Origin of the sequence: Mesorhizobium sp. ESP7-2, assembly GCF_020164715.1 — a bacterium.
Lineage (GTDB): Bacteria > Pseudomonadota > Alphaproteobacteria > Rhizobiales > Rhizobiaceae > Mesorhizobium.
The window spans coordinates 108944-126545 of the sequence record NZ_JAIUGQ010000012.1 but is presented as its reverse complement, the minus strand read 5'-3'; the positions used below and the strand labels follow the sequence as shown (position 1 = coordinate 126545).

General features: G+C 61.2%; 22 protein-coding genes and 2 tRNA genes. 16 read left to right on the top strand and 8 right to left on the bottom strand.

All coding sequences use genetic code 11. The annotated features are described in order from the left end of the window. Positions 1-2: 2 nt before the first annotated feature. From LB543_RS14545 to LB543_RS14530, 4 genes are read right to left on the bottom strand one after another with little or no spacing between them, the layout of a single operon-like run. On the bottom strand, positions 3-1067 hold the full coding sequence (locus LB543_RS14545; protein WP_224614549.1) for an ABC transporter ATP-binding protein: 1065 nt from the start codon (positions 1065-1067) through the stop codon (positions 3-5). Beyond that, positions 1064-1846 (bottom strand): ABC transporter permease, encoded by a 783-nt coding sequence (locus LB543_RS14540; RefSeq protein ID WP_224614548.1) that lies wholly within the window; start codon positions 1844-1846, stop codon positions 1064-1066. Before LB543_RS14540 ends, LB543_RS14545 begins: the two co-directional genes overlap by 4 nt. Before the next feature lie 2 nt (positions 1847-1848). Further along, positions 1849-2715 (bottom strand): ABC transporter permease, encoded by an 867-nt coding sequence (locus LB543_RS14535; RefSeq protein ID WP_224614547.1) that lies wholly within the window; start codon positions 2713-2715, stop codon positions 1849-1851. A gap of 13 nt (positions 2716-2728) precedes the next feature. Further along, positions 2729-3814, bottom strand: coding sequence for a spermidine/putrescine ABC transporter substrate-binding protein (locus tag LB543_RS14530; RefSeq protein WP_224614546.1), 1086 nt, complete (start codon positions 3812-3814; stop codon positions 2729-2731). Positions 3815-3906: 92 nt separating this feature from the next. Here LB543_RS14530 and LB543_RS14525 point away from each other — a divergent pair, with 92 nt between their 5' ends. Continuing rightward, positions 3907-4521: a TetR/AcrR family transcriptional regulator gene (locus LB543_RS14525; RefSeq protein WP_224595485.1), complete on the top strand. Its 615-nt coding sequence runs from the start codon at positions 3907-3909 to the stop codon at positions 4519-4521. Positions 4522-4649: 128 nt separating this feature from the next. Continuing rightward, positions 4650-5219, top strand: coding sequence for a DUF2569 family protein (locus LB543_RS14520; RefSeq protein ID WP_224614545.1), 570 nt, complete (start codon positions 4650-4652; stop codon positions 5217-5219). Positions 5220-5387: 168 nt separating this feature from the next. Here LB543_RS14520 and LB543_RS14515 read toward each other — a convergent pair. Next, positions 5388-5463 (bottom strand) — tRNA-Thr (locus tag LB543_RS14515). Between the two features lie 146 nt (positions 5464-5609). On the opposite strand from LB543_RS14515, the gene LB543_RS14510 reads away from it, so the two are divergent. The 3 genes from LB543_RS14510 (at position 5610) to LB543_RS14500 (ending at position 6781) form a co-directional block, all read left to right on the top strand. After that, entirely contained in the window at positions 5610-5777 is a 168-nt protein-coding gene (locus LB543_RS14510) for a hypothetical protein (protein ID WP_224614544.1), read from the top strand. A gap of 169 nt (positions 5778-5946) precedes the next feature. After that, positions 5947-6162: a hypothetical protein gene (locus LB543_RS14505; protein WP_224614543.1), complete on the top strand. Its 216-nt coding sequence runs from the start codon at positions 5947-5949 to the stop codon at positions 6160-6162. A gap of 313 nt (positions 6163-6475) precedes the next feature. After that, complete coding sequence (locus LB543_RS14500) at positions 6476-6781, top strand: BA14K family protein (protein ID WP_140760197.1); 306 nt, start codon at positions 6476-6478, stop codon at positions 6779-6781. A gap of 80 nt (positions 6782-6861) precedes the next feature. On the opposite strand, the gene LB543_RS14495 is transcribed toward LB543_RS14500, so the two are convergent. Beyond that, positions 6862-7248: a hypothetical protein gene (locus LB543_RS14495; protein ID WP_224614542.1), complete on the bottom strand. Its 387-nt coding sequence runs from the start codon at positions 7246-7248 to the stop codon at positions 6862-6864. A 182-nt stretch (positions 7249-7430) separates the two neighbouring features. Beyond that, positions 7431-8252 carry an HTH-type transcriptional regulator BhcR gene (bhcR, locus tag LB543_RS14490; protein WP_224614541.1) on the bottom strand — a complete coding sequence of 274 codons (822 nt, stop codon included), beginning with the start codon at positions 8250-8252 and terminating at the stop codon, positions 7431-7433. 209 nt (positions 8253-8461) lie between these two features. Here bhcR and gcl point away from each other — a divergent pair, with 209 nt between their 5' ends. From gcl to LB543_RS14475, 3 genes are all read left to right on the top strand, one after another. Beyond that, positions 8462-10243 (top strand): glyoxylate carboligase, encoded by a 1782-nt coding sequence (gene gcl / locus LB543_RS14485; protein WP_224614540.1) that lies wholly within the window; start codon positions 8462-8464, stop codon positions 10241-10243. Between the two features lie 42 nt (positions 10244-10285). After that, entirely contained in the window at positions 10286-11083 is a 798-nt protein-coding gene (otnI, locus tag LB543_RS14480; RefSeq protein ID WP_224614539.1) for a 2-oxo-tetronate isomerase, read from the top strand. 192 nt (positions 11084-11275) lie between these two features. Then, on the top strand, positions 11276-12193 hold the full coding sequence (locus LB543_RS14475; RefSeq protein ID WP_140811923.1) for a 2-hydroxy-3-oxopropionate reductase: 918 nt from the start codon (positions 11276-11278) through the stop codon (positions 12191-12193). A 121-nt stretch (positions 12194-12314) separates the two neighbouring features. Here the strand turns inward: LB543_RS14475 and LB543_RS14470 are convergent, their stop codons facing one another. Continuing rightward, positions 12315-13163, bottom strand: coding sequence for a TrmH family RNA methyltransferase (locus tag LB543_RS14470; RefSeq protein ID WP_140811922.1), 849 nt, complete (start codon positions 13161-13163; stop codon positions 12315-12317). A gap of 198 nt (positions 13164-13361) precedes the next feature. Here LB543_RS14470 and LB543_RS14465 point away from each other — a divergent pair. The 8 genes from LB543_RS14465 to LB543_RS14430 all read left to right on the top strand — a co-directional run bounded on the left by LB543_RS14465 (position 13362) and on the right by LB543_RS14430 (position 17557). Beyond that, a tRNA-Tyr gene (locus tag LB543_RS14465) sits at positions 13362-13446 on the top strand. A 273-nt stretch (positions 13447-13719) separates the two neighbouring features. Beyond that, positions 13720-13878: a hypothetical protein gene (locus tag LB543_RS14460; protein WP_084637125.1), complete on the top strand. Its 159-nt coding sequence runs from the start codon at positions 13720-13722 to the stop codon at positions 13876-13878. A gap of 233 nt (positions 13879-14111) precedes the next feature. Beyond that, positions 14112-14543: a hypothetical protein gene (locus LB543_RS14455; RefSeq protein WP_140760212.1), complete on the top strand. Its 432-nt coding sequence runs from the start codon at positions 14112-14114 to the stop codon at positions 14541-14543. Positions 14544-14757: 214 nt separating this feature from the next. Continuing rightward, positions 14758-15252: a DUF1772 domain-containing protein gene (locus LB543_RS14450; RefSeq protein WP_224614538.1), complete on the top strand. Its 495-nt coding sequence runs from the start codon at positions 14758-14760 to the stop codon at positions 15250-15252. A gap of 67 nt (positions 15253-15319) precedes the next feature. Beyond that, complete coding sequence (locus LB543_RS14445) at positions 15320-15505, top strand: hypothetical protein (RefSeq protein WP_140760215.1); 186 nt, start codon at positions 15320-15322, stop codon at positions 15503-15505. Further along, complete coding sequence (locus LB543_RS14440) at positions 15502-16398, top strand: alpha/beta fold hydrolase (protein WP_224614537.1); 897 nt, start codon at positions 15502-15504, stop codon at positions 16396-16398. Before LB543_RS14445 ends, LB543_RS14440 begins: the two co-directional genes overlap by 4 nt. Positions 16399-16526: 128 nt before the next feature. Next, complete coding sequence (locus tag LB543_RS14435; RefSeq protein WP_140811919.1) at positions 16527-16937, top strand: DUF427 domain-containing protein; 411 nt, start codon at positions 16527-16529, stop codon at positions 16935-16937. 11 nt (positions 16938-16948) lie between these two features. Next, positions 16949-17557, top strand: a complete 609-nt coding sequence (locus tag LB543_RS14430; RefSeq protein WP_224614536.1) for a cysteine hydrolase family protein — start codon at positions 16949-16951, stop codon at positions 17555-17557. The last annotated feature ends 45 nt before the right edge of the window (positions 17558-17602 follow it).

Here is a 17602-nt window from a genome sequence, read left to right as displayed (position 1 = left end):
GTTCAATCCGTCAGCAGGATGATCTGGTCGGTATCGCACGAAACGGCCACGGTGTCGCCCGGCCGGACAGTGGCGGTAGCGGGCAGCTTGGCGATGAATTGCAGGGAGGGCTCTTCGACGGACGTCGCAAGCACGCGTTTGAAACTGCCCTGGAAGACGACGTCGCTCACTTCCGCCTCGCCGAGCTTCGTGCCACCCGAGGCAGTGCCCAGTACGAGGTGCTCGGGCCGTATGGCCAATGCGGCCGCCGACCCCAACGGCAACGCATTGGGCAGCAACACCGATCCGACCGGCGTCGCAAGGGTGCTTGTCCTGTCCCCGGCCTCCACGACCGTACCGGCGAGAATCGTGCTCTCGCCCATGAAGGTCGCGGAAAAGCGCGTCGCCGGCCTGGCATAGACGCGCTCGGGCGGCCCTTCGTCCTCGATGCGGCCATCATTCATCACCACGCAATGGTCTGCCAGCGCCATCGCTTCTTCCTGGTCGTGGGTGACATGAATGAAGGCGGTGCCGACGCGCTTCTGGATCGCCTTCAATTCATCCTGCATCTGGCGGCGCAGTTTGAGGTCCAGCGCACCGAGCGGCTCGTCGAGCAGAAGCACCGCCGGCTCGATGACCAGCGCGCGTGCCAGTGCCACGCGCTGGCGCTGGCCGCCGGAAAGCTGGTGCGGCCTCTTGTCGAAGGCGGCGGCCAACCCCACCAGTGCCAGGGCTTCGCGTGCCTTTGCCGCCCGCGTCGCGCCGTCTACGCCCTGCATGCGCAGGCCGAAGCCAACATTGCCGCCGACGCTCATATGCGGGAACAGCGCATAATCCTGGAACACCGTCGTCGTCGGGCGCTTGGCCGGCGGCACCGAGGTGCAATCCTGGCCGCGGATGACAACCTGGCCCTCGCTGGGGTTGACGAACCCGCCCAGGATGGAGAGCAGCGTCGTCTTGCCGGAACCGGATGGTCCAAGCAGGATCGTATAGCTGCCGGCCTCTATCGTCAGCGAGACATTCTTCAGCACGGGATGCTGGCCGAAGCGGTGCGAGACGTCGCGGATATCGACCAGGGGCGCGTTCATGCCGGTTTTCTCCGCAGCAAGGTCAGTTCGAAGAACACCACCAGCACGATCGAGACTGCAAAGACCAGTGAACCGACGGCGTTGGTCTTGGGGTTGAGGCCGGAGCGCAGCAGGTTCCAGATTTCCACCGGCAGTGTGGTGTCGAAGCGGGTGAGCAGGAAGGAGATCACGAACTCGTCCCAGGAGAAGGTCATCGACAGGAAGAAGCCGGCGAAAATGGCCGGTGCCATCACCGGCACGCTGATCAAAAGCAGCACCTTCCATTCGGGAGCGCCGAGGTCGCGCGCGGCGCGCTCGATGTTGATCTGGTGGTCGCCCATCTGGCTGTAGATGATGGCAAAGCACAGAGGCAGATTGATCACGACATGGCCGATGCCTGCGGCAAGCAGCGATTTCGGCACGCCGGCCCAGTTGAACAACACCAGCAATCCCATGCCGATGATGAGATAGCTGACGGTGAGCGGCAAGGTGATCAGTCCGCGCAGCAGGCCAGAGCCGGGCAGCACGAAGCGCGCGAAACCCCAGGCCGAGAGGAAGCCGAGCGTGACGGCGGCAGCCGAGGAAAGCACCGCGACCAGCAGCGAATTGACCAGCGCCGACGTCAGTCGCGCGTCCGAGAGAACCGCCTCGTACCAGCGCAGCGACGGGCCGGTGAAGGGCGGAATCGGGAAGGAGGTCGACTGCAGCGAGAACAGCACCAGCACGACGACCGGCAGGAAGATGAAGCCGTAGACGGCAAGCGCATAGATCCAGGAAGCGATGCGGACAATCCTGCGCATGGTCAGGCCCGCTCGACCTTCAGCCAGCGGGCGCAGGCGAGATAGGCGATGGTCACGACCGCCATCAGGATGATCGACAGCGCCGAGGCCAGCGGAAAATCGCCGCGCCGGCCGATCTGCATCATCACCAGCTGCGGCATCAAAAGCTCGTTGTTGCCGCCGAGGATCTGCGGCGTGATGTAGTCGCCGATGCACAGCACGAAGGTCAGGAAAGCGCCCACCATGATACCGGGCAAGGTCAGCGGCAGGATGACATGCAGGAAGGTGCGCACCGGCCCGGCGCCGAGATCGGCGGCCGCCTTGCGGTAGCTAGGGCTGAGCTGCTTCAGATTGGCGAAGATGGTCAGCGTCAAAAGCATGACGAAGAAATGCACGAAGCCGGTGACGGTGGCCAAGCGCGTGTTGGCGAGCTGCAGCGGTTCGCTGATTAGGCCGGAGGCGGTCAGCGCACGGTTGATGACGCCGTTCTGCGCCAGCACCAGCAGCCATGAGTAGGAGCGTACGACATAGGATGTCCAGAACGGCAGCACGGCCAACATCAGTGCCAGCCGCTGCCAGCGCTCCGGCACTTGTTCGGCCAGGATCCACGCGAAGGGATAGGCGAGCAGAACGGAGACCACGGTGACGATTGCCGTGACCTGCAGCGAGTTCACCATCGCCTGCCAGTAGGAGGGATTGCTGAAGAACTGGCTATAGTTGGCAAGCGTGAAGCCGCCGCCCTCATGCGCCGTGAGGCTCGAAAACCCCATGGCGACGAACGGCAGCACGAAGAACGCAAGCGTCCAGCCGAGTGCCGGCGTGACCATCGCCCAAGGCAGGGCGCGGCCCGCCCGGGGCAGGGCACGCCCACTGTTTCCCGCAGAGTTCATGGGCAACGGTCGCTCACTTCGCCTGCAGCATTTCCGTCCACATATCCTGCATCTTCTTGTCGAGGTCGGCATTCGGCGCCGGATAGGCCTGCGCGCGGGCGAGGAAGCCGGGCTGCTCGTCGAAGCGCAGGACCTTCTTCTGATCGTCGGTCAGTGTGGCCTTGGTGTTGGACGGCATGCCCCAGTAGCAGGACGAGGTGGCAAGGCGCGCCTGGCCTTCCGGGCTCATGATGTACTGGATGAATTTCAGCGCCATGTCCTTGTTCTTGGAGTCCTTGAACATGGCCAGCGACTGCGACCACGGCACCGCACCCTCTTTGGGAATGGAGAAGTCCAACGCCGGGTTTTCCTTCGCCAGCCCCGCCGTCACCCATTCGCCGCCGCCGACCAATATGTCGACCTCGCCGGTGGCGAGCGCCGTCTGGCTGGCGGTGACTTCACCGACCAGCTTGGCGTTGGCCTTCATCTTGAGCAGCTCTTCCCTAAGGGCAGGCAGGTCGGCTTCGGTGAGTTCAGCCGTCTTCTTGCCGATGGCAAGTGCGGCCATTCCGATGACGGGGAGATAATAGTCGTAGATGGCGACCTTGCCCTTGTATTTGTCGCTGGTCAGCGACGTTAGGGACTGCATGTCGGCCGGATCGACCTTGGTCTTGTTGAAGCCGATCGTGTTGTAGCCGAACTTTTCGGTGATGCCGTAGCGCTTGCCGCCGACAATGGTCGACCCGTCCATCTTCACCTGCGGGAAGAGGTCGGCGAAGGGCAGCTTGTCTTCCGGCAGCGGTTCGAACAGGCCTTTTTCGACGCCACGCGGCACGTCGATGCTGTCGATCACCATCACGTCCCAGTCGCCCTGCTGCGACTGCTCGATGATGGCGAGGCCAGCACCGGTGCCTTCGAACTCCTTGACGTTGACCTTGACGTTGTTGGCCTCCTCGAAGGGCTGCAGCAGCGCCGGATCGGAATGATCGCACCAGATCAGCGCGTTGAGATCGGCGGCCTCGGCGAGGCTGCCTGCCGCAAGCAGCACTGCGGTGGCGGCACACGCGGCGTGCAGCCGGCGCTTCAGGACGGAAAGCGGATTCCCGGATTTGACGGACATCGAGTGTTCTCCCTTTGCCTTTGTGGCTTCTTGCAAAAAATTGAACCAATTCTAAAATTGAGTCAATTCGATTTTTGTGGCAAGAGGCTGATATGAGCGGATTGCGGGCAAGGCAGAAGGCGGACCGGCACAGGCGCATCATCGAGGCTGCTGCGGCACTTTTCCGCGAGGCCGGCTACGAGGGCGCCAAGATCGAGGCGATCGCCGCGCAGGCAGAGGTGTCGATCGGCACCATCTACAACTACTACCGGAACAAGGGCGACATCCTCGGTGCCATCGTCTCGCTGGAGGTCAACGAGGTGCTCAACGCCGGCCGCGGCGTGGTCGCTAGGCCGCCGGCCAATGTCGGCGATGCGCTGGATACGCTGATCGGCATCTATATCGAGCACTCGCTGCATTACCTCAGCAAGGAAATGTGGCGGCAGGCGATGGCGATCTCGACGCAACTGCCCGACAGCCCATTCGGCCAGGCCTACACTGGCCTCGACCGCTCGCTCACCGAACAGATCCGCGCGCTGATCGCCCGGCTGCAGGAAATTGGCTTGGTGCGGCAGGATATCGACGGCACGGCGCTCGGCGAACTGATCTTCAACAACATGAACATGATGTTCATCGAATTCGTGAAGCGCGACGAGGCGAGGATACCCGAGTTGAGGGCGGCGATACGACGACAGAACCGGATATTGGTGGCGGCAATCGGGGTGTGAGGGGAGTCAGGAGCAGGCAGGAGAGGTCGTCGCTTCGGCATCAGACCATCGTCTTACGCAAAGCTCAGCTCTTGAGTTGAGTTTGAAATCTTGTACAACTTAAAGGGGTATAAAAAGGGGAGGGGTAAATGGGGGCGTTTTCCATCTGGCATTGGGCGATCGTGCTGCTTTTGATCGGCGTGCCTGTTTTCTTTGCTGTCCGGTCAGCCGCGAAGCCGTCGCTGAATCCTGAGTCACTTGTGGGCTTCGGTGGCTGGCTGATGCTGCTGGCGATCGGTCAGGCATTGTCACCGTTGCGCACACTCGCCAACTTCGCCAATTCGGCTGACGGTTACCGGCAACTCATGATCCTCCCAAACGGCTCTCTGGCTGTATATGGCGAGGTTGCTCTCAATCTCGCATTTCTGGCGCTTCAACTGGTTGTGCTGGTTTCGATGCTGCGGCGAAGCCGCCGGTTCCCGCAATTGTTTCTGCTTCAGTGGCTTGCGATCCCTGCCGTATTTATCCTGGATACGATCTGGATTTCGTCAATTCTAGGCGTCCCGGTGAACCAGGTGCTCGCAGGCGATGCGCTGGTGGCACCCCTGGCGTCTTTTGCGGGGGCTGGCATCTGGGCTGCTTATGTCTACAAGTCCGTGAGGGTGAGGAATACGTTCACCAGGACGAACGTGTCGGCCCAAATCGCGAGCGCTTCGTAGAGGGCGCTCGTAATCGCTCTACACCGGGGTTTCGGAGGACACTCCTGCCCCCACGGGCTTGCGGTGGCCTGCGTCTAAGGTTTGGGGTGGCCTGCGTCTTAAGGTTTGGGGTGGCCAGCATGTACGGGCTTGGGGTGGCCTGCCACCCGGAGCTCGAAGAGCGAAGGGTGGTGCCCCCGGACGGAATCGAACCGCCGACCTTCGGTTTACAAAACCGCTGCTCTACCAGCTGAGCTACAAGGGCACGGCGCTTCGGTTAGCATATTTGTTGCGCCAGTAAAGACAAAACTCCATTTTTGGCCCCGGATGACGCCATGGCCCGTGCTGAAATCCGCAAACGCGCTTCCTACATGAAGGCAAGGGTGCAATCGCTTCGGACTGGAGTGTCGCATGATCAGGCTTGTCATCATTCTCCCTGTCGTCGTCGTGGCGTGGATGCTGCTGGTGAAGCTCATCACTGACGTGAAGAAGGCCAATGTCGACTGGACGGGCGTCACGACGATCATCGGCTTCATTGCGCTCGCCTTCTGGCTTCGCCATATCACCGGCATGGGCTGAGCCCGTGGTGAGTAATCGGTAGTGGTCATGGCGCGGACCGATATGGCCCGCTCGCTACACACCAACCGTGTTTAAAAAAATCTCCGGATCTGTCGAACCTTTCGCCGTGGCGCGCCGACTGATCCTCAGAGGCGAATGGTCGCCTCGATCAGAGATCCAGGAGATCATCATGTTCAAGCGCAGTTTCGTTTCCGCCCTCGTCGCCATCTTCGTTGCAACCGGCGCGCTCGCCGGCACCGTACAGTCTTCGTCGGCTCATGGCATGCATCACCATCATGATCATTACGACTACCTCGACTACCAGGATTATCCGGACTACCCGGATTACTGGTGGGTCTACGGCCATCACCATCACCATCATCACCACCACATCATCGTCTACTGAACGCGGCCTGGCCGCGTGATTGAAGAAACCAGTTCCAGGAAAGGGCGGCTTCGGCCGCCCTTTTTGCTTTTGCATTGACGCGGCCTCCCTGTCGCAGTCACGGACGATGACCTGATTGGCGAAAGGTACCTGAAGCGCACGAGTCTGGTTGATCAACGCCGGCGAGGGGCCGAGCCCTTCAGGCTGCGGCTATCTGCTTCTTCGAAAATTCTTCGAAAAAAATCAAAGCCCCTTCGAACCTTTTTCAATGCCGCTGCGACAGATGATCAAGAGGCGGATGGATCGCCTCGGTCAACGAAGCAAGGAGATCGTCATGTTCAAGCGCACACTCGTTTCCGGCCTTATCGCCTCCACCGTCGCCGCCACCGCTTTGGTCGGCACCGTCCAGCCCTCGGCGGCCCATTCGCATCACCACGACCTCGGCATCGGGATCGCCGCCGGCGTTGGCGGTTTCGTCCTCGGCAGCCTTCTCGCCCAGCAGCAGCCGCGTACGGTCTATGTCGATGAAGATGGTGGTTCCTGGCACGTCCGTCGCTGCTTCGAGCGTTACGCGAGCTACGATCCGGACTCCGACACCTATATCGGCCATGACGGCTACAGCCACTACTGCCGGCTCTGAGGGACCAGCGACAGGAAAGTGGACCAACAGGAAAGAGGGGTTGCGAGGCAGCCCCTCTTCCTCGTTTGAAGACCGCCCGTCTAGAGGTGCGTCCTCGGGCCGGTATCGAGGATCGGCAAACCGGCCGCGCGGCAGGAGCCGCCAATCTGAAGCCGGGCAGCCTCCGTATCTTCGCCCATCGCGACCAGTTCAAAGCTGCTTGCGGCTTCCGGGTAGACCTTGGCGATGAATGGCTTGTCGCCGCCATGGGCGCCGGCCAAGGTCTTGGCGCTGACGGTGCCGCAGGCCACGATCTCCTGGCGGCCATCAAGCGTTCGCACGCCGGCGAGCATGGTTCCGAACCTGGCGGAGGCGGGATTCGGCAGGCGCTGGCGGACACCGGTCGTGATGATCTCCTCCAGCGCGAGTGAGATCGGAATGGGATTGACCCGTTGGCCACCGGTATCGGGGCGCGGCGTCGCCGCCACGCATCCGCATAGCGAAGCGGCAAGCAGAAGCTGAACTATTGTCCTCATTCGCGCCCTTTCGCATGCATTCGGGCGCCACGGCAAGACGGCCAATCTTATTCAGCGTGCGCCATGTCGGACTGGCGATGGTGGTCGATTTCTTCGACATGGCGGCTACAAGCATCTAGGCAGGCGCTTCGTGATCAACTGACCGCCACGCCGCCTATCATCCTGGTCACCTCGGCTGCGGCATCGCGCACCAGCGGGCCGATCTCCGCCAGTCGGTCGGGCGTGACCCGTACCGTCGGCCCGGACACGGAAACGCCGCCAATCGGTTCGCCATACTCGTTGAAGATGGCGGCGGCGACACAACGCATGCCGGGGTGGCGCTCCTCGTCGTCGACCGACCAGCCGCGATGCTTGGTGGCCGCCAGATCGTGGGCGAGGGCGGAGATGTCGGAAAGGGTCCTGTCAGTATAGCGCTGCAGGCCCGCCTTGCGCAGGATGGCTCCGACGCGCTCCGGTTCGAGATGCGCCAGCACCGCCTTGCCGATGCCCGAGGCATGGAAGGGACTGCGCGTGCCCGGCCGGAAGAAGGCGCGGATCGCCTGGTGCGTCTCGACCTGGCTGACGAAGACCACGCAGTCGTCCTCGGCGACGCCGAGATTGGCGGTCTCGCCGGTCTTCTCCATCAGTTCCTGCATGACGATGCGGGCACGGTCGACCAGCTTGCGGCGGCGCAGGAACGCCGCGCCCATACGATAGGTCTCGACGCCGATCGACCAGAGCTGGTCAGACGTATCGAACTCGACCATGCCGTGGTTTTCGAGCGTCGTCAGCATGCGGTAGGCGGTGGAGGCGGCGAGCCCGCTTTGCGCCGATATCTCGCTCAGCGACAGGCCGCTGCCGTCCGCGACAATGGCCAGAATGCGCAAGGCCCGGTCGAGCGACTGTACCGAGGAAGCTTCGGCCGGACCATTGAAGGCACGCGGGCGCCCACGTTGCCGTTTTTCGGTCGTTTCCATGGTCGGCATTCTCGGCCGGTTTTCCCAAAAAAAGCAATGAAAAAGTTTTCCATGAAATTCCGGGTGCAAATACTGGAAAAGGGAAAACCAAATAAATTCAGGTGGTAGCGTTTGTTTTCTAAAAATGAAAAAATATTCTGAAAAAATTGAAAAATCGTCCGCCCGATGACATTCTTAGCCATCCAACAATCATCTCGTGGAGGCTGGAAATGGCCAGGATGCGCGCTGTCGATGCCGCTGTTCTCGTTCTCGAAAAGGAAGGCATTTCCTGCGCCTTCGGCGTGCCGGGCGCGGCGATCAATCCCCTGTATTCGGCGATGAAGGCGAGGGGCACCATCCGCCATGTCCTTGCCCGCCACGTCGAGGGCGCCTCGCATATGGCGGAAGGCTATACCCGCGCGAAATCAGGCAATATCGGTCTCTGCATCGGCACTTCGGGGCCGGCCGGCACCGACATGATCACCGGGCTCTATTCGGCCGCGGCCGATTCCATCCCGATCCTGTGCATCACCGGCCAGGCGCCGCGTGCGCGCCTCAACAAGGAGGATTTCCAGGCCGTCGACATCGCCGCCATCGCTGCGCCCGTCGCCAAATGGGCGGTGACGGTCATGGAGCCCTATCTGGTGCCGATGGCGCTGCAGAAGGCGTTCCATCTGATGCGGTCGTCGCGGCCGGGTCCGGTGCTGATCGACCTGCCGGTCGACGTCCAGTTGGCCGAGATCGAGTTCGACATCGATGCCTACGAGCCGCTGGCGCCGTTCAAGCCGGCAATGACACACGCCCAGGCGGAAAAGGCGCTGACGATGCTCAACGCGGCCGAGAAGCCGCTGATCGTCGCCGGCGGCGGCATCATCAACGCCGACGCATCGGACCTGCTGATCGAATTTGCCGAGATCACGGGCGTTCCGGTCATCCCGACGCTGATGGGCTGGGGCGCAATCCCCGACGACCACCGGCTGATGGCCGGCATGTGCGGGCTGCAGACCTCGCACCGCTACGGCAATGCCACCATGTTGGAAGCCGATTTCGTCTTCGGCATCGGCAACCGCTGGGCCAACCGTCACACCGGCTCGGTCGACGTCTATACCAAGGGCAAGAAATTCATCCATGTCGACATCGAGCCCACTCAAATAGGCCGTGTCTTCGCGCCCGATCTCGGAGTCGTCTCCGATGCCGGCGCTGCGCTGAAGATGCTGCTCGACGTCGCCACCGAGTGGAAGACGGCGGGCAAGCTGCGCGACTGGTCGGGCTGGGCCAAGGAATGCCAGGGCCGCAAGAAGACGATGAAGCGCAAGACCCATTTCGAACAGGTGCCGCTGAAGCCGCAGCGTGTCTACGAGGAGATGAACAAGGCGTTTGGCCGCGACGTCACCTATGTCACCACGATCGGCCTGTCGCAGATCGCCGGGGCGCAGTTCCTGCATGTCTACAAGCCGCGCAACTGGATCAATTGCGGCCAGGCCGGCCCGCTTGGCTGGACCTTGCCGGCAGCACTCGGCGTGCGCGCCGCCGATCCAGACCGCACCATCGTGGCGCTGTCGGGCGACTATGATTTCCAATTCATGATCGAGGAACTGGCGGTCGGCGCCCAGCACAAGCTGCCCTACATCCACGTCGTGGTGAACAATGCGTATCTCGGCCTGATCCGCCAGGCCCAGCGCGGTTTCTCGATGGATTATGAGGTCAGCCTGGCCTTCGAGAACATCAACCGTACCGGCGATCCGGAGGCCGGCTACGGCGTCGACCATGTCGCCGTCGCTGAGGCAATGGGCTGCAAGGCGGTCAGGGTGCGCAAGCCGCAGGAGTTCGCCGGCGCCTTCAAGCAAGCGGAGCGGTTGATGAAGGAACATCAGGTTCCGGTCGTGCTCGAATTCATTCTCGAACGCGTCACCAACATCTCGATGGGCACCGAGATCGACAAGATCACCGAATTCGAGGACCTTGCCGAACGTCAGGAAGACGCTCCGACCGCCATCGTGATGCTCGACTAATTTTGTTCGAGCATCGGGTCCCATGCTCCAGGGAGAAAAAGAATGCCACGTTTTTCAGCCAATCTGTCGATGCTCTTTGGCGAGCATGATTTCCTCGACCGTTTCGATGCCGCCGCCCGCGCCGGCTTCAAAGGTGTCGAATATATCGGCCCTTATGATCACGCACCCGAGGTAGTGGCCGCGAGGCTGAAGAAGAATGGTCTAACACAAGTGCTGTTCAACCTTCCCGCAGGCGACTGGGCCAAGGGCGAGCGCGGCATCGCCGTGCTGCCGGATCGCGTGCCGGAATTCCGCCAGGGCATCGCCAAGGCGATCACCTATGCGCAGGCGCTGGATTGCCAGCAGGTCAACTGCCTGGCCGGGATCGCGCCGCAGGATATTGCACGGGACACGCTTGAAAATGTCTTCGCCGAAAACCTCGCCTTCGCGGCGGAGAAGCTGGAGCAAGCCGGCATCAAGCTGCTGATCGAACCGATCAACACGCGCGATATTCCCGGCTTCTTCCTGAACTATTCCGACCAGGCGCTGGCGCTGATCGACCACGTCGGCTCGAAGAACCTGTTCCTGCAATACGACATCTATCACATGCAGATCATGGAGGGGGATCTCGCCCGTAAAATCGAGGCAAACCTCGGGCGCATCGCGCATATCCAGCTTGCGGACAATCCCGGCCGTCACGAGCCGGGGACGGGCGAGATCAACTATCCCTTCCTCTACGACCATATCGATCGGATTGGTTATTCCGGCTGGGTGGGGGCGGAATACAAGCCGAAGGCGGGGACGGAAGCCGGACTGGGGTGGTTCAGGGAACTGACCGGGCAGGGAAGCGCGGCGGCGTAGCGGCTGGGAAATTGTCAACGTCGGCGCTGCCCCTCACCCTTACCCTCTCCCCGTGAAGAACGGGGAGAGGGGATCGTCAGCGTTGAAGCGCGTCCCTTCTCCCCGTCACTATACGGGGAGAAGGTGCCGGCAGGCGGATGAGGGGCAGCGCCAACTTTTGATGAATTCGAAAGAACTTGCAGGAGAAACCACATGGAAACCATCGGCTTCATCGGCCTCGGCATCATGGGCGCGCCCATGGCGGGGCATCTGCTCGACGCCGGCTACAGCGTCATCGCCAGCGACCATCGCTCCAAGCCGCCGGCTGATCTCGTCGCCAAGGGCCTGAAGACGGTTACCGGCCATGCCGCCGTGGCCAAGGCCGCCGACATCATCATCACCATGGTGCCGGATACCCCACAGGTGGCCGAGGTGCTGTTCGGTGAGAACGGCGTCGCCTCTGGCCTTTCCAAGGGCAAACTCGTTATCGACATGAGCTCGATCTCGCCGATCGAGACAAAGGAATTCGCAAAAAGGATCAACGATCTCGGTTGCGACTATCTCGATGCGCCGGTTTCGGGCGGCGAGGTCGGCGCCAAGGCCGCATCCCTCACCATCATGGTCGGAGGCGAGGAACAGGCGTTCGATCGTGCGAAACCGGTTTTCGAAAAGATGGGCAAGAACATCACCTTGGTCGGGCCGAACGGTGTCGGCCAGACCACCAAGGTCGCCAATCAGATCGTCGTCGCGCTGACCATTGAAGCCGTCGCCGAAGCACTTGTTTTTGCATCGAAAGCCGGGGCCGATCCAGCCAAGGTCAGGCAGGCGCTGATGGGCGGGCTGGCAGCGTCACGCATCCTGGAAGTGCATGGCGAGCGCATGGTCAAGCGCACCTTCGCGCCGGGTTTCCGCATCGAACTGCACCAGAAGGATTTGAACCTGGCGCTGGAGGGTGCAAAGGCGCTTGGCGTGTCGCTGCCCAACACATCGACCACCCAGCAGCTATTCAATTCCTGCGCCGCCAACGGTGGCGCCAAGGAGGATCACTCGGCGCTGGTGAGGGCGCTGGAGCGGATGGCGAATTTCGAGATCGGCAAGGAGGCAAAAGAAAGCAAAGGCAAAGCGGCATAGGTCGGAAGAGGGCGGCATAACGTTCCCAAGCCGCAAACTTTTGTCTTAACCCAGGAACGGGTTCCGGCAAGCGTTCGCCGGAACCCGTTTTGATTCATGGCGGGAAGCTTGCCGCTTCCAATCAGCCACGCTTCAGAAATGCCCGCGCTGCATAAAGGCTCACCGCCGCTGCGTTCGACACGTTGAGTGAGCGGATAGCGCCGGGCATGTCGAGCCTGGCCAACGTCGTCACCGTCTCGCGCGTTTTCTGGCGCAGGCCCTTGCCTTCAGCGCCGAGGACCAGGGCTATCTTCTCGCCAGCAAAACTCGTTTCGAGTTCCGCCGGCCCGTCCGAATCGAGCCCGATGGTCTGGAAGCCGGCTTCGTGCAACTGGCCGAGCGCATCGGCGAGATTCCTCACCTCGATCTGGTCGATATGCTCCAGCGCGCCGGAGGCGGATTTCGCCAGCACGCCGGATTCCTGCGGACTATGGCGGGCCGTGGTAATCAGCGCTCCGGCGCCGAAAGCGACCGCCGAGCGCAGGATGGCGCCGACATTGTGCGGGTCGGTGACCTGGTCGAGCACCAGCACCAGCCTGGTGTCGCCGAGTGCGTCGAGACGCTTCGGCTTCAGCGGCTCCGCCTCGATCAGCACGCCCTGATGCACGGCGTCCGAGCCGGTGACTTTGTCGATGTCCCTGGGTTCGACCAGTTCAGCCTTGAAGCGCAGGGCGGCGAGATCGCCGATCTCGAGCCGTTCGGCCGCATTGCGCGTCACCAGCATTTTCTTGATCCGACGGCGCGGATTGTCGAGTGCCGCGCGCACTGTGTGCAGGCCATAAAGTCGCACCAGGCCATCCCCGGCGTTCTCGCCTGGTGGCACGGGTTGGCGGGGCCTGAACGCCGGCGCGCCGCCGCTTTTCTCGTCGCGAAAGGCGCGGCGCAGCTTGGCGTAGTGGGTGTCTTTCGGGGTGTTGGAATTGTTGCTCATGGCCGGCTTCTATAGCGGTCTCCTCCGGCCAAGGATACGCCCTGTCGCCGCAGCCGGCGAACAACGTCGAAAAACCCTTCCTGCGCGGTTGACACCCACTGGCCTTGCCGCCATAAGGCGCTTCGCTGGTTTCGGAGAAGACACAACTCGGGTCCGAACTGGCGCGAATGCCTCGTTGCATGGCTCCGGTGGCAGATTGGAGAGGTGCCCGAGTGGTTAAAGGGGACGGACTGTAAATCCGTTAGCTTAGCTTACGTTGGTTCGAATCCAACCCTCTCCACCACTGCCGGCCCGGAAGCCCTGAACGCGAAAAATATCGGACCGAAAGTGCGCGGCGCTTTCGGCAATCTGGCACGTCAGCTTGCCGGCTGAGCCGCTCGCACGGAATCATCGCTTGATCTGCTTTTGGACCGGGCCAGAATGTGGCTGACGGCGATCGCAGGTACCGCTCCGTACGAAATCGACAATTGGCTCCTGTGTGAAAATGCGCGATCATTGGAAAATGGCACGCAAATTGGACGACAAACTCGATTGCAAGGCTTGCGGGACGATCCAGATGGACATTCCCGACGACGCCACGGAGTCGACGCCAATTTATTGCAGCAATTGCGGTGCCTTCCTCGGCGAATGGGGTGAATTGCAGGACGATTTCTACCGCCAGGCTCGCGACGCCGAAGCATTCGACCTGCGCGACGGCAACATTATCAAAAAGTAGGATGCCATAAAGGCAACCGCCGGGGTGCTAGGCCGCTATTGGACCGCTCCTCCGTCGGCAGAGCCTGTGGAAAAGCGCGCCATTGAGTGAACGCGGTCAGCGCATTTGTGATCCGGCCCAGACGCATTCGGTGGGGCCGAATTCTTCCGGTTTCGCGCTCTTGTCGAAGTACCGCCGCGCGGTAATTCCCTTGAAGGGGTGGGCACTCCTCCCCTTCACGACAGGAGCTGACCATGAAACACCAGACACTCGACCAACTACAGGCCGTCGCCAGGATTGAACCCTCGGCGCCATATTCGGAAATGACACGGGATGAGCGCATCGCGCGATGGGCTGAACTTCTCGATCAGAATCCCGAGCGATGCCTTGGCGCGTTTACAGGCACCGAACATATGCATCCGGAGGCACGCGCCATCGCACGCGGCGAAGGGTCGGCAATTACTGTTGCCTTCGAAGACCCGATGCTGCGCGCGTTGGGTCTTCGGGATGACACTTATGGCGAGGCCAAGCGCTTCTTCGAACTGAACGACTGGCAACTGCATGACATCGTTTGCGATTGTCACGTAGGCTCTACCATGAAAGCACGGTGGGCTGCCGCTCGGGTCCGCGCGACAATTGGCGGCAACAGGTTTCTTACGTGGTTGAGGCAAAGGATCATGTTCTGACGCGCGCGGGGCGGCTTAGGTGAGGATCGTCACCTGTTCGCATTCGCAACCGCGCGCGGTGCGACCCCACCTGACCCGTCTTGTCGATCAGTCCCTGTGCTCGTGGCAAAGCCGAACGGCTGCACGATGACTTCTCTGCGTTCCGCCGGCTACGGCGGCGGCCAACGGCCACTCCATGCCGGTTGCGAAAGAGCGCGGTTAATGGAGTAAGAGCATGCGCGTTTTGATGGTTTTCACGCTCCTGCTGGTCGCAATCACAACGGCGCTCTCGCTTGCACATGCATTGGAGCTACCGGGCAAAATGCGCCTGAAAGAGGCGACCTACAAGGCAGTGCAGACGATCTACTATCCCGGCTTCACGATTGGCGGTTTTTCCGAAATCGGAGGCATCCTCGCGCTTGCCATCCTGCTCTATTTGACGCCTTCTGCAAGTACTCGGTTCTGGTGGACGCTCGCGTCGCTGTTTTTCCTGGCGGCGCAACACGCGACCTATTGGCTGGTCACGCATCCCGTCAATAATTTCTGGGTGAAGGACGTCGCCATGTCGAGATCGGGCGCGGCGTTTTTCTCCATATTCGCTCGGAAGCAAGATGGTGATTGGAGAGATTTCCGGAATATCTGGGAGATATCGCACGTCATCAGGGCAAGCCTTGCAATGTCGAGCCTGACCTCGATCGCCGTTGCGGCAACGCTTTTTGCGGATGGCTGATCGGGGGCGCCCCGGGCAACCAAATTCGCGGAACCTCGTTGTCGACCATCAGTCAGGGGAGGTTTCGATGAAGAAATCCTTGTCGCTTCTGGTGTTGGCTGCTGCTCTTGCGCTCGGTGCCTGTGATAACAGCACCCAACCGACGAAAGCCAACACCGACTCCGTCAACAAGAATCCGCAGGTTGACCAGGATGTCAGACCCAAGTCGACGACTGGCGGCGACCAGCCGGTTACAGCGCCGGAGAGCAAATGAACCTCGTCTCATTTTGCGATACGCCACTGCTGCGCATCGCTTATCTCAGTGGTGGGCCGCAAGACGGTCCGCCGGTCGTCCTGCTGCATGGCTGGCCGGACGACGCGACCACTTACGCGCGCATTTCGCCGGTCCTCCACGAGGCCGGCTTTCGGACGTTTTCGCCGTGGCTGCGAGGTTTTGGGCAGACATCGTTCCTGTCGAAAGAGACCATGCGAGCCGGCGAAATTGCCGCAATGGCGCAGGATGTGCTGGACTTTGCCGACGCGCTTGGCCTCAGCCGCTTTGCGGTCGTCGGTCACGACTGGGGAGCACGGATCGCCTACCTCCTGGCCTCGATCTTTCCCGATCGCATCAGTTGCTGTGCCGCGCTATCGCTTGGCTGGCAACCCGGCAAACCGGCAACGCCGACGCCTGAACAGGCGAAAGCATTTTGGTATCAATGGTTCATGGCAACAGCGCGCGGCGCCGAGTTCGTGCGAAAGAACCGCAAGGAATTCGCCAGATTCCAATGGGACAGCTGGAGCCCGTTGGGCTGGTTCGACGACGCCATTTTCGATGAAGTGGCTGCTTCATTCGACAACCCGGATTGGCCGGACGTGACGCTGCATTCCTATCGGGTTCGCTGGGGTGAGGCGGAGCCCGATCCGCGCTACGCGGAGCTGGCCCGCCGGCAAACATCGGTCAAGATCATCACGGTGCCGACTTTGACGCTTCATGGTGGCGATGACCGTGTTGTACTGACCGCATCCTCGGAAGGACTGGAGGAGCATTTCACGGCGCCCTACAAACGAGTGGTCCTGGACGCGGTCGGGCACTTCCCGACACGTGAGGCTCCACACGAGGTTTCGCTGCTGTTGGCGAGCTTTCTCGATAGTTTCGGCAGCCGATAATTGCTTGGCTCGGCGGTCCATTCGGCTTCACCGCACAAGCTGGAACCTGATGCATCGCCGCGCATTTCGTCTCCATCGATGGATCGAAACGCAGTCCAACGATCAATCGATAGCCAGGGAGAATTCCGATGCAAACTTCAGTCGCAACGTCAGATCACGACTTTCGCCCACTGACCATAGAGCCGTTTGCCGGGACGGTGACCGTGCGATTTTCCGATGCTGTGGTCGCAGCCACCGAGCACGCGAAGGTCGTCAGGGAAGAGGGACAGGAGCCGACGTTCTTTATCCCCTTCGAGGACATCTATTTCGACCTTTTCGAAAAGACCAACACCACAAGCAGCTCACCGCTCAAGGGGAATGCGAGTTACTGGCGGGTCCATGCTGTCGGTAGCTCGGCCGACGACTTCATGTGGGCATACGAGACGCCCGATACGGCAGCGCTGGCCATTGCAGGTCATGGCACCTTCGATCCGCGAAAGGCGCGCATCGATGTCGACCCGGTGGAGGACAAACGGCACACCCCACATGTCACGGAATAGGATTATCTTCGATGTCGATGCCGGGCCTGGCATATGGTCTGTTGGGGCACCGATGCATGCATGTTTGTGTCGATATGCAAAAGCTGTTTGCCGAGCCGTCACAGTGGGCGACCCCCTGGATCACCCGTGTCCTTCCTCAAATCGAGAGGCTGGTCGAAAGACGAGCGCCACAGACCGTCTTCACGCGCTTCCTGCCGGCGCAAAAGCCGGGGCAGGGCGTCGGCACATGGAAGCGCTATTATGAGCGCTGGGCCTCGATGGCGATCGAAAATATTGGTTCCGACATGGTCGACCTGTTGCCGGCGTTGGTCACTTACTGCCCGCCAGCGGCAGTCATCGACAAGCACATATACTCGCCTTGGTTCGAAGGTCACCTCAGGGCCTTTCTGAACGAACGCGACATCGACACGCTGGTTATCACCGGCGGCGAAACCGACGTGTGCGTTCTGGCCACGGTGCTCGGAGCGATCGATTTCGGCTATCGCGTGGTTCTTGTTACGGACGCGCTGTGCAGTTCATCCGACGCAACGCATGACGCGCTGTTGACCGTTTATCACCAACGGTTCGCGCAGCAGGTGGAGACGGTCGAGATGGAAACGGTTCTCTCGAACTGGATCTGACGTTGCCGGTCATTCGCCAAGCATTCAATGCTTGCGACTTGCGAT

What these genes read in the sequence shown, in the direction of transcription:
- LB543_RS14535 (WP_224614547.1), bottom strand. Translation starts at nt 2,715, where the DNA reads ATGAACTCTGCGGGAAACAGTGGGCGTGCCCTGCCCCGGGCGGGCCGC.
- LB543_RS14545 (WP_224614549.1), bottom strand. Translation starts at nt 1,067, where the DNA reads ATGAACGCGCCCCTGGTCGATATCCGCGACGTCTCGCACCGCTTCGGC.
- bhcR (WP_224614541.1), bottom strand. Translation starts at nt 8,252, where the DNA reads ATGGAAACGACCGAAAAACGGCAACGTGGGCGCCCGCGTGCCTTCAAT.
- LB543_RS14530 (WP_224614546.1), bottom strand. Translation starts at nt 3,814, where the DNA reads ATGTCCGTCAAATCCGGGAATCCGCTTTCCGTCCTGAAGCGCCGGCTG.
- LB543_RS14460 (WP_084637125.1), top strand. Translation starts at nt 13,720, where the DNA reads ATGGACATTCCCGACGACGCCACGGAGTCGACGCCAATTTATTGCAGC.
- LB543_RS14540 (WP_224614548.1), bottom strand. Translation starts at nt 1,846, where the DNA reads ATGCGCAGGATTGTCCGCATCGCTTCCTGGATCTATGCGCTTGCCGTC.
- LB543_RS14470 (WP_140811922.1), bottom strand. Translation starts at nt 13,163, where the DNA reads ATGAGCAACAATTCCAACACCCCGAAAGACACCCACTACGCCAAGCTG.
- LB543_RS14520 (WP_224614545.1), top strand. Translation starts at nt 4,650, where the DNA reads ATGGGGGCGTTTTCCATCTGGCATTGGGCGATCGTGCTGCTTTTGATC.
- otnI (WP_224614539.1), top strand. Translation starts at nt 10,286, where the DNA reads ATGCCACGTTTTTCAGCCAATCTGTCGATGCTCTTTGGCGAGCATGAT.
- gcl (WP_224614540.1), top strand. Translation starts at nt 8,462, where the DNA reads ATGGCCAGGATGCGCGCTGTCGATGCCGCTGTTCTCGTTCTCGAAAAG.
- LB543_RS14430 (WP_224614536.1), top strand. Translation starts at nt 16,949, where the DNA reads ATGTCGATGCCGGGCCTGGCATATGGTCTGTTGGGGCACCGATGCATG.
- LB543_RS14505 (WP_224614543.1), top strand. Translation starts at nt 5,947, where the DNA reads ATGTTCAAGCGCAGTTTCGTTTCCGCCCTCGTCGCCATCTTCGTTGCA.
- LB543_RS14525 (WP_224595485.1), top strand. Translation starts at nt 3,907, where the DNA reads ATGAGCGGATTGCGGGCAAGGCAGAAGGCGGACCGGCACAGGCGCATC.
- LB543_RS14450 (WP_224614538.1), top strand. Translation starts at nt 14,758, where the DNA reads ATGCGCGTTTTGATGGTTTTCACGCTCCTGCTGGTCGCAATCACAACG.
- LB543_RS14510 (WP_224614544.1), top strand. Translation starts at nt 5,610, where the DNA reads ATGATCAGGCTTGTCATCATTCTCCCTGTCGTCGTCGTGGCGTGGATG.
- LB543_RS14445 (WP_140760215.1), top strand. Translation starts at nt 15,320, where the DNA reads ATGAAGAAATCCTTGTCGCTTCTGGTGTTGGCTGCTGCTCTTGCGCTC.
- LB543_RS14500 (WP_140760197.1), top strand. Translation starts at nt 6,476, where the DNA reads ATGTTCAAGCGCACACTCGTTTCCGGCCTTATCGCCTCCACCGTCGCC.
- LB543_RS14435 (WP_140811919.1), top strand. Translation starts at nt 16,527, where the DNA reads ATGCAAACTTCAGTCGCAACGTCAGATCACGACTTTCGCCCACTGACC.
- LB543_RS14475 (WP_140811923.1), top strand. Translation starts at nt 11,276, where the DNA reads ATGGAAACCATCGGCTTCATCGGCCTCGGCATCATGGGCGCGCCCATG.
- LB543_RS14440 (WP_224614537.1), top strand. Translation starts at nt 15,502, where the DNA reads ATGAACCTCGTCTCATTTTGCGATACGCCACTGCTGCGCATCGCTTAT.
- LB543_RS14455 (WP_140760212.1), top strand. Translation starts at nt 14,112, where the DNA reads ATGAAACACCAGACACTCGACCAACTACAGGCCGTCGCCAGGATTGAA.